Source organism: Mesorhizobium sp. M6A.T.Ce.TU.002.03.1.1 (assembly GCF_003997275.1).
Classification (GTDB): Bacteria; Pseudomonadota; Alphaproteobacteria; order Rhizobiales; family Rhizobiaceae; genus Mesorhizobium; species Mesorhizobium mediterraneum.
The window spans coordinates 18,180-27,077 of sequence record NZ_RZTI01000082.1; the positions used below are offsets into that span (position 1 = coordinate 18,180).

Below are 8,898 nucleotides of genomic sequence, written 5' to 3' on the forward strand. Positions count from 1 at the left end.
CGGCTAACACATCAAACGAAAAATGCCCGGCGCGAAGCGCCGGGCATTCCGGAACTGCCGTCGTCGACAGGCTTACATTTTCTGGATGTAGGTGTACTTGCCGTCGTCGCCCTTCTTCCATTCGTACATGACGTAGCCAGGCAGCGTCGGATCGCCCTTCGCGTCATAGGAAAGATCGCCCAGCACCGTCTTGAACGGGCCATTCGCCTTGAGAGCCTTGGCAACTTCCATCGGATCGTTCGACTTGGCGGCTGTGGCGGCTCCCGCGATAGCCTGCATGGCGGCGTAGGAGTAGAGCGTGTAGGCCTCCGGCTCGAAGCCCTGCGCACGGAACTTCTCAACGAGTTCCTTGTTCGCCGGGATCAGACGCGGATCCGGGCCGAACGTGTTCAGCGTGCCCGCAACCGCGTCGCCCGCGATCGAGGCCAGTTCGTTCGACACGATGCCGTCGCCGGAAACCAGCGTGGCCTTGAGGCCCTGGTCAGCCACCTGGCGGATGATCAGGCCGGCTTCGGTGTGCAGACCACCCCAATAGATGATGGAAACGCCGGCTTGCTTCATCTTGGCGATCAGCGCCGAGAAGTCCTTGTCGCCGACATTGACGCCTTCGTACATGACTTCCGTCACGCCGGCAGCGTTCATCGCCTTCTTGGTTTCGTCGGCAAGACCTTGACCGTAAGTCGTCTTGTCGTGGATGACCGCGATCTTGGCATCCTTGAAGTTCGACGCGAGGTAAGCGCCGGCGATGCTGCCCTGCTGGTCGTCACGTCCGCAGGTGCGAAACGTGTTCCACATGCCGCGTTCGGTGAACTTCGGATTGGTCGCGGCCGGCGTGATCTCGAGGATACCGTTTTCCGCGTAGACTTCCGATGCCGGGATCGAAACGCCCGAGTTGAAGTGGCCGACCACGAACTTGACGCCGTCGCCGACGAACTTGTTGGCGACCGAGATGCCCTGCTTCGGATCGGAGACGTCGTCGCCGACCGTGAGCTTGATCTGCTCGCCGTTGATGCCGCCGGCCGCATTGATGTCGGCGACAGCCTGTTCGGCGCCCTTCTGCAGCTGCGCGCCGAAAGCGGCATTCGGACCGGTGATCGGACCGGCGACGCCGACCAGGATGTCAGCCCACGCGCTTCCGCTGAACGCGACGAGCGCGGTCAGGGCGACGGCGGACAAAAGTGATTTTCTCATGTAAAACGCTCCCATTTACAGAGTGGGCGTGGATGATGCTTTCATGCGATGCCCACTTTTACTCGCAGAAAACGTACTTTGCCGATTTTCAGGCACTTGTCACGCCGATTCATCCCCGAAACGGCGTTAATGATGAACATCAACCTTTTGGTTTCCAACTCAAAAGCGATGCTCTTTCGTAGAGCCAGCTATACTGTGTCACCATCTGATTGGTGCGCGTGTATTGATAGCCGATGAAGCCCAATATCATCAGGACGATGGTATCGACGATGTAGTACTGCAGCGAGAACATCGTGCCGTCGAACAGCGCGTGATGGATGAACCTTACGGCGATGCCGAGGCCGAGCATGTAAGCGAACAACTGGACGAAGCTGCGCCATGTCTGGGCGCAGGCCTTGCCCGTCATCCAGGCCGCCCAGCCGCCAAGCAGGCAGGTGACGAAGAAGAACTGCCAGACCGAGGGTTCCTCATAGAGAATGCCCTGCATGATGAAGACTCCTGAACTCAGTGATGGCCGCCTTCGAGATAGGCGGCACGCACGTCCGGATCGGCGAGCAGCTCCTTGCCGGTGCCGCTCATCGTCACATTGCCGTTGACCATGACATAGCCCCGCGTGGCGAGCTTCAGCGCGCCGAAGGCGTTCTGCTCGACCAGGAACACGGTCAGCCCCTGCGTGCGGTTCAACTCGCGGATGGCGTCGAAGATCTGCTTGACGATCAGCGGCGCCAGGCCCAGCGACGGCTCGTCGAGCAGGAGCAGCTTCGGCCGCGCCATCAGCGCGCGCGCGATCGACAGCATCTGCTGCTCGCCGCCCGACAGCGTGCCGCCGCGCTGGGCAATGCGTTCCTTCAGGCGCGGAAACAGCGTGAACACCTTCTCGGCGTCCTCGTCGTAATGCTGGAGGTTGTCGAGGCTGGCGCCCATCTGCAGGTTTTCCATCACCGTCATGCGCGGGAAGATGCGCCGGCCCTCCGGCGACTGGGCGATGCGCATGCGCGCGATCTCATGGGTCGGCAGCTGGGTGATGTCGGTGCCGGCGAAGGTGATGGTACCCGCCCGCGCCCGTGGAGCACCAAAAATGGTCATCATCAGCGTCGACTTGCCGGCGCCGTTGGCGCCGATCAACGCCACGATCTCGCCCTGCTTGACGGTGACATCGACGCCGTTCAGCGCCCTGATGTTGCCGTAGTAGGTCTGGACACCCCTGATATCGAGCAGCGTTGTCCCGGCCATCACTTGCGCCCCCCGCGCTTGCCCGCCGCAGGCGTTGCAGAGGCATGGCTTGTCTCCACCTTCCCAGCATCGACACGGCGCGAAAATTCCGTCTCCTTGCCGGCGGCAAGAAGCTTGGCCTGGCCAACCCAGTCCTCGCGCGCAATGCGCCCGTCGAAGGCCAGATAGGCTTCGACGGCCACGACGTCGGCCTTCTTCCATGCCGCGATCTGGTCGAAATGGAAGATGCCGTGCTGGTTGAGCTTCTTCTCGTTGACCGTGCCGATGCCCTTGATGCGGGTCAGGTTGTCGGCCTTGCCGCCACGCGGTGCTGTGAGCCGATTCGAAACGCCCGCGACTTTCGATTTGGCCGGTGCCTTGGCGGCTGGCTTTGCTGCGGCAGAAGATTTCGCGCTGGGTTTGGCTGCGGCAGGCTTCGAGCTTGGCTTGCTTGCTGCGGCACTCGACCTTGTATCGAGCTGCCCGGCTTTCGAGGCGCCCTTCGACACCGTGACGCGTTCGCCTTCGCTATGGCCGACCGTGTCGGTCACCGGCCCGGCGAGATACGAAGATGATGCGCCCGGCCCGTGCGCCGAATCCGGGCCCGTATCCAGTTGCTCGATGACGTCTTCGTCGCCGACCTCCGTCAGCACAGTCTCAACTTCCTCGTCTTCGACCCCGAGATAAGCGGCGATGACACGCGGGTCGGTGCGTACCGCGTGCGGACTGCCGTCCGAGATCTTGCGCCCGTATTCGAGCACCACGACATGGTCGGAAATCTGCATGACCACCGCCATGTCGTGCTCGATCAGCAAGATTGAGGTGCCGGTGTTGTCTTTGATGTCCATCAGGAGCTCGTTGAGCGCCATCGATTCCTTCGGATTGAGGCCGGCGGCCGGTTCGTCGAGGCAGAGCAGCTCCGGACCTGTGCACATGGCCCGCGCGATCTCCAGGCGCCGTTGCGCGCCGTAGGGCAGGTCGCCGGCCGGATCGTCGGCTCGGTCGACGAGATCGGCCTTTTCCAGCCAGTGCCTAGCCAGGTCGATCGACTCGGCCGACGCGGTTCGGTAGCCGCTGAAGCCGAACAGGCCGAGAATGGTGTAGCCGGACGCCTTCATCAGCTTGTTGTGCTGCGCCACCAGCAGGTTCTCCAGCAGCGTCATGCCCGAGAACAGACGAATATTCTGGAAAGTGCGCGCCACCTTGGCGCGCGCCGGGATCTCATGATTCGGCAGGCGCTCAAGCAGATAGCTCGAGCCGTCGCGCCGATTGAGCGTGAGCATGCCTTCCGACGGCTTGTAGAAACCGGTGATGCAGTTGAACACGGTGGTCTTGCCGGCGCCGTTCGGCCCGATCAGCGCGGTGATCTCGCCGCGCTTGGCCTGGAAGGTCAGGTCGCCGATGGCAACGAGACCGCCGAACTTCATCGACAGATGCTCGACCTGCAGGATGGCATCGTTCATGGATAGGCTCGCATCACTCATCAGCCGTGGCCTTCCTTGGTGAAGGAGCCGGATACGGCCCTGCTCTCCTTGAGGAAGGCTGTCGGCTCGCGGCTGCCGACGAAGCCGCGCGGCTTCCAAACCATGACGATGACCATGGCTATACCGAACAGCAGCATGCGGTAGAGTTCCGGGGTGAAATCTGGACCGAAGACCTGCTTCAGGAAATCGAGTTCGCGCAGCGCCTCGGTGCCGCCGATCATCACCATGGCGGCGACGGCGATGCCGACCAGCGAGCCCATGCCGCCGAGCACGACGATGGCGAGGATGATCGCCGATTCCAGGAAGATGAAGGATTCAGGGCTGACGAAACCTTGCCGCGCAGCGAAGAACGAGCCAGCGAAGCCGCCGAACATGGCGCCGGTGGCAAAGGCGGTGAGCTTGGTGGTGGTGGTGTTGATGCCGAGCGAGCGGCAGGCGATCTCGTCCTCTCGCAGCGCTTCCCAGGCGCGGCCGACGGGCATGCGCCTGAGCCTTATGGTGACGAAGGCGGTGAGCAGGCAGAGCCCGAGGATCAGGTAGTAGAGGAAGATCTTGTAGTAGGCGCCCGACTGGGCGATGTCGAGCACCTTGGCGATATAGTTTTCGTCCGCGACGTTGAACGACATCAGCCCGAAGAAAGAGACCTTCGGGATACCGGAAATACCGGCCGAGCCGTTGGTGACCTCGCGCCAGTTGATCAGCACGAGACGAATGATCTCGCCGAAGGCCAGCGTCACAATCGCCAGATAGTCGCCGCGCAGGCGCAGCACCGGAAAGCCCAAAAGCACGCCCCAGAAGGCGGCCATGGCCCCGGCGGCCGGCAGCAGGATCCAGAACGACAGACCAAAATGCGTGCCGAGCAGCGCATAGGCATAGGCGCCGACGGCGTAGAACGCGACATAGCCGAGGTCGAGCAAGCCGGCGAGGCCAACGACGATATTCAGCCCCCACGCCAGCATCACATAGATCAGGATCTGGATGCCGAAATTGTCGACCCATTTCAGCGAGCCCTGAAAGCCGCCCACCATCGATCCGCTGTACACCGCAAGCACCAGCACGACGACGACAGGATAAATCGCCAGTGCGGCGATGCCCAATGCCGAGAAGTGGGCATGGATGAAGCTGCGGAAATAGAACAGCACCGAGGCGAGGGCATAGATGATCGCCAGCGCTCGCGCGAACCGTGCATAACCGGCAAGACCCGGCCCCAGCAAATCATCGAGGGAGCCGGCCAGAAGAGCAAGCACGGCAACAATCACGATGGCCGCGATGAAATACGGCAACCGGAAGAACCGCGTCGCCGCGCTCTCCGGCAACAGGCCGGTGGCGATGTCGACGACCTTCTGGCTGGCCAGGAAGGGTTGGCCATAGGCGACATAGACAAAGCGCCCGACCATGGTCAGCACAACCACGGTAAAGAGAAGCCACCAGCGCTGTACGAGGATCAGTTCGTTCGAGATGTTCTGATCGGTCCTCAGGCCGATGAACAGCACGAACAGGCCGAGCGCGATGGCGCCGGCATAAAGCGCCTCGCGCGTGGCGCGTTGCATAGGGGTGGCGACGATGTCGCGCTCCGGAGATACGGTATCGGCCATGATCTCAGACCTTTTCGACTTCTGGCCGGCCCAGAATGCCGGAAGGCAGGAAGATCAGCACGATCGCCAAGATGGAGAAGGCGGCGACGTCCTTGTAGTCGATCGAGAAATAGGCCGACCACATGCTCTCGATGAAGCCGATCATCAGCCCACCGAGCACGGCGCCGGGCAGCGAGCCGATGCCGCCGAGCACGGCCGCAGTGAACGCCTTCACGCCGGGCGTGAAGCCGTCGGAGAAGGCGATGACGCCGTAATACATCAGGAACAGCGTGCCGGCGACGGCGGCAAGGGCCGCGCCCATGACGAAGGTGATCGAGATGGTGCGGTCGACGTCGATACCGAGCAACGCCGCCATCTTGCGGTCCTGTTCGCACGCTCTTTGCGCTCGACCAAGCGAGGTCTTGTTGACCAGGTACCAGAACAGCGCCAGCAGCAGCGCGGTGACGACGACGATGATGATCTGCTTCAGCGATACGCTGATGCCCTCGATATTGTAGACCTTGGACACCATCGGCGGGATCGGCTTGTTGCGCGGGCCTTGCGTCACCTGGACGAAGTTCGACAGCGCGATCGACATGCCGATCGCTGTGATCAGCGGCGCCAGCCGGAACGAGCCGCGCAACGGCCGGTAGGCCACCTTCTCGATCGTCCAGTTATACAGGCTGGTCAGCAGCATCGCGACGATCATCATGATCAAGAGCGCGATCACCACCGGCACCGAGTAGAACAACGCACCGAGGATGAGGAAAACGATGAGGGCGGTGAAGGCGCCGATCATGAAGATATCGCCATGGGCGAAATTGATCATGCCGATGATACCGTAGACCATCGTATAGCCGATCGCTATCAGTCCATAGATCGATCCCAGCGTCAGCCCATTGATAAGCTGCTGGACAAAATACTGCATGCTGTCGTGGCTCCCCTGGAATGTCGCCCATGCAGACGCATTCCTTTTCGTATTTCCCCTAGTCGTAAAGTTTCGAGCCCGGATTGCAACGTCATTTTTTAATCGTCATGCGTGATTTTGAAGCACGCCACTCGGATCGCCCGTTCTTTCCCTTCCGGCCTCTGGACTATCGCGGACCCTATCATTGGCATAACGCAATGTCTTTGACGATTCGGCGTCAAAATGCACGTCGTTTCGAAGGAATCGCCGTCAAAATAAGTTGATGAGCGGGATCGTTGCGCCGCCGACGCAGTCGATCTTTGCATTCCATTCGTTTCCCTTGGGTTAGGATCCTCTCTATTTGACGACGAATCCGTGCGCGAACGGATCACGGTCGTCGATGAAGATCGTGTTCAATCCGGTCATGCGCGCCCAGCCGCCGATCGAGGGAATGATCGCCGGCTTGCCTGCCACCGTGACTTCCTTCTCGACCCTGCCCTTGAACAGCGAGCCGATGATCGATTCATGGACGAAATCGTCGCCGGCCCTAAGCTTGCCCTTGGCGTGAAGCTGCGCCATCCGCGCCGAGGTGCCGGTGCCGCAAGGCGAGCGGTCGATCGCCTTGTCGCCGTAGAAGACGGCGTTGCGCGCATCCGCCTGGCTGTCGGTCGGGGCACCCGTCCACAGCATATGCGACAGCCGGTCGATGCCGGGATTGTCGGGATGCACGAAAGAGTACTTTTCGTTGAGCCGCTGCCGCACCACCGGGCTCCAGGCGATGAGGTCGCCGGCGGAATGGTCGGCCATGTCGCGATAGTTCTCCTGCGGCTCGACGATGGCGTAGAAATTGCCGCCATAGGCGACATCGACACTGATCTCGCCGAGCTGCGGACATTCGACCGTCAGGCCCTCCGCATAGAGGAAGGACGGCACGTTGGTGATGCGGACCTCCTCGACATATTCGCCGACCTGTTTGTATTCGGCGGCGACCAGGCCGGCCGGCGTGTCCAGCCTGAGCAAACCCGGCGTCTTCGGCTTGATCAGCCCGTGCTCGATGGCCATCGTCACCGTGCCGATGGTGCCGTGACCGCACATTGGCAGGCAGCCCGAGGTTTCGATGAACAGTATGGCGATGTCGCAATCGGGCCTCGTCGGCGGATAGAGGATCGAGCCGGACATCACGTCATGGCCGCGCGGCTCGAACATCAGCCCAGTGCGGATCCAGTCATATTCGGCCAGGAAATGCGCGCGCCGCTCCATCATCGTCGCGCCCTGGAGCAGCGGTCCGCCGCCGGCGACAAGCCGCACGGGATTGCCGCAGGTGTGACCGTCGATGCAGAAGAAGGAGTGGCGCGCCATTTCTAGATCCCGTCAGAAGCGGTTCGGAGAAAACGGAGAAAGATCAAACACCGGATTTTGGCCGAGAATGAGATCGCGGATCAAGCGTCCGGTGGCAGCCGCCTGGGTCAGGCCGAGATGGCCGTGGCCGAAGGCATAGACAACCGTGCCGGCCTGCCTGGCGGCACCGATCACCGGTAGCGAATCCGGCAGCGACGGCCGGAACCCCATCCATTCGCGGCCACCGGCCGGATCAAGCCCCGGCAGGAAGCTTTTGGCCTTTTCGAGCAGCGCTTTCGAGCGGGCGTAGTTTGGCGGCCGCTCGATGCCGCCGAGCTCGACCGCGCCGCCGACGCGCACACCGGTTTCAAGCGGGGTGACGACGAAGCCATGGCCGGAGAAGATCAGTTGCCGCTTCACGTCGAAGGCGGTCTTCGGCAGGGTCGTGTTGTAGCCGCGCTCGGTTTCGAGCGGGATGCGGTCGCCGAGATGTTTCGCCAGGAGATGCGACCACGCGCCGGCGGCGATGACGAGGCATTTTGCTTGCCGCGCCGTGCCGTCGGCCAGCGTCAATGTCGCGCCGTCCTGCCCCGCTTCGACCCGGTCGATCCGCGCTCTTTCGAAACGCGCACCCTTAGTCTCGGCATAGGCCCAGATCGCCTTGCCCAATAATTTCGGGTCCGTAACGGTCTTCCATCCCGGCACGAAAGTACCCTTGACGAAGCGCGGCGACAGGCCCGGCTGCAAGGCGGCGAGAGCATCGCCTTCGACATGGCTGAAGCCGATGCCGAAGCGCTGCCTGGCCGCCCAGCCGGGCAGCGACGCCTTGAACTCGGCCTCGCTCTCGTAAAGTTCGAGCGAGCCGTCCTCGCGCAGCATGTTTCCGGTGCCCGAGCGCGCCATCAGCCCGACCCATTCGGCCTCGGCGAGCCGCATCATGCCGGCCTGCGCCGCGAGGCTGGCCTCGTAGCGGTCGCTTCGCCCGGCGCGCCAGAAGCGGACAAGCCAGGGCAGCAGCTTCGGCAGGTAGGCGGGCGGGATGCTGAGCGGGCCGAGCGGATCGGCAAGCCATTTCGGCAGATGCCTGATCATGCCCTTGTGGGCCAGCGGCAGCACATCGGAAAAGGCCAGAGCGGCGGCATTGCCGGAACTCGTCTCCTCGCAGATCCCCGTCCGATCGAAGATCGTGACG

General features: G+C 62.3%; 8 protein-coding genes. All 8 read right to left on the reverse strand.

Going from position 1 to position 8,898, the window contains the following annotated elements:
* Positions 1-72 precede the first annotated feature (72 nt).
* Positions 73-1,191: a branched-chain amino acid ABC transporter substrate-binding protein gene (locus tag EOC93_RS22060; RefSeq protein ID WP_095487475.1), complete on the reverse strand. Its 1,119-nt coding sequence runs from the start codon at positions 1,189-1,191 to the stop codon at positions 73-75.
* A 139-nt stretch (positions 1,192-1,330) separates the two neighbouring features.
* Positions 1,331-1,678 carry a DUF6867 family protein gene (locus EOC93_RS22065; protein ID WP_126104501.1) on the reverse strand — a complete coding sequence of 116 codons (348 nt, stop codon included), beginning with the start codon at positions 1,676-1,678 and terminating at the stop codon, positions 1,331-1,333.
* 17 nt (positions 1,679-1,695) lie between these two features.
* The gene (locus EOC93_RS22070) at positions 1,696-2,424 is read right to left on the reverse strand and encodes an ABC transporter ATP-binding protein (RefSeq protein WP_126107320.1); all 729 of its coding nucleotides are present in this window, start codon (positions 2,422-2,424) and stop codon (positions 1,696-1,698) included.
* A complete protein-coding gene (locus EOC93_RS22075; RefSeq protein ID WP_127205692.1) occupies positions 2,424-3,887 on the reverse strand; it encodes an ABC transporter ATP-binding protein in 1,464 nt (487 codons plus the stop codon). Before EOC93_RS22075 ends, EOC93_RS22070 begins: the two co-directional genes overlap by 1 nt.
* Complete coding sequence (gene livM, locus EOC93_RS22080; RefSeq protein WP_127205693.1) at positions 3,887-5,482, reverse strand: high-affinity branched-chain amino acid ABC transporter permease LivM; 1,596 nt, start codon at positions 5,480-5,482, stop codon at positions 3,887-3,889. The genes EOC93_RS22075 and livM overlap by 1 nt, the downstream gene beginning before the upstream one ends.
* Positions 5,483-5,486: 4 nt before the next feature.
* Positions 5,487-6,389, reverse strand: a complete 903-nt coding sequence (locus EOC93_RS22085; RefSeq protein ID WP_127205694.1) for a branched-chain amino acid ABC transporter permease LivH — start codon at positions 6,387-6,389, stop codon at positions 5,487-5,489.
* Positions 6,390-6,725: 336 nt separating this feature from the next.
* Complete coding sequence (locus EOC93_RS22090) at positions 6,726-7,727, reverse strand: 4-hydroxyproline epimerase (protein ID WP_127205695.1); 1,002 nt, start codon at positions 7,725-7,727, stop codon at positions 6,726-6,728.
* A gap of 12 nt (positions 7,728-7,739) precedes the next feature.
* Positions 7,740-8,898: FAD-binding oxidoreductase (locus EOC93_RS22095; RefSeq protein WP_164759230.1), on the reverse strand; the 1,159-nt coding region annotated here is incomplete at its 5' end.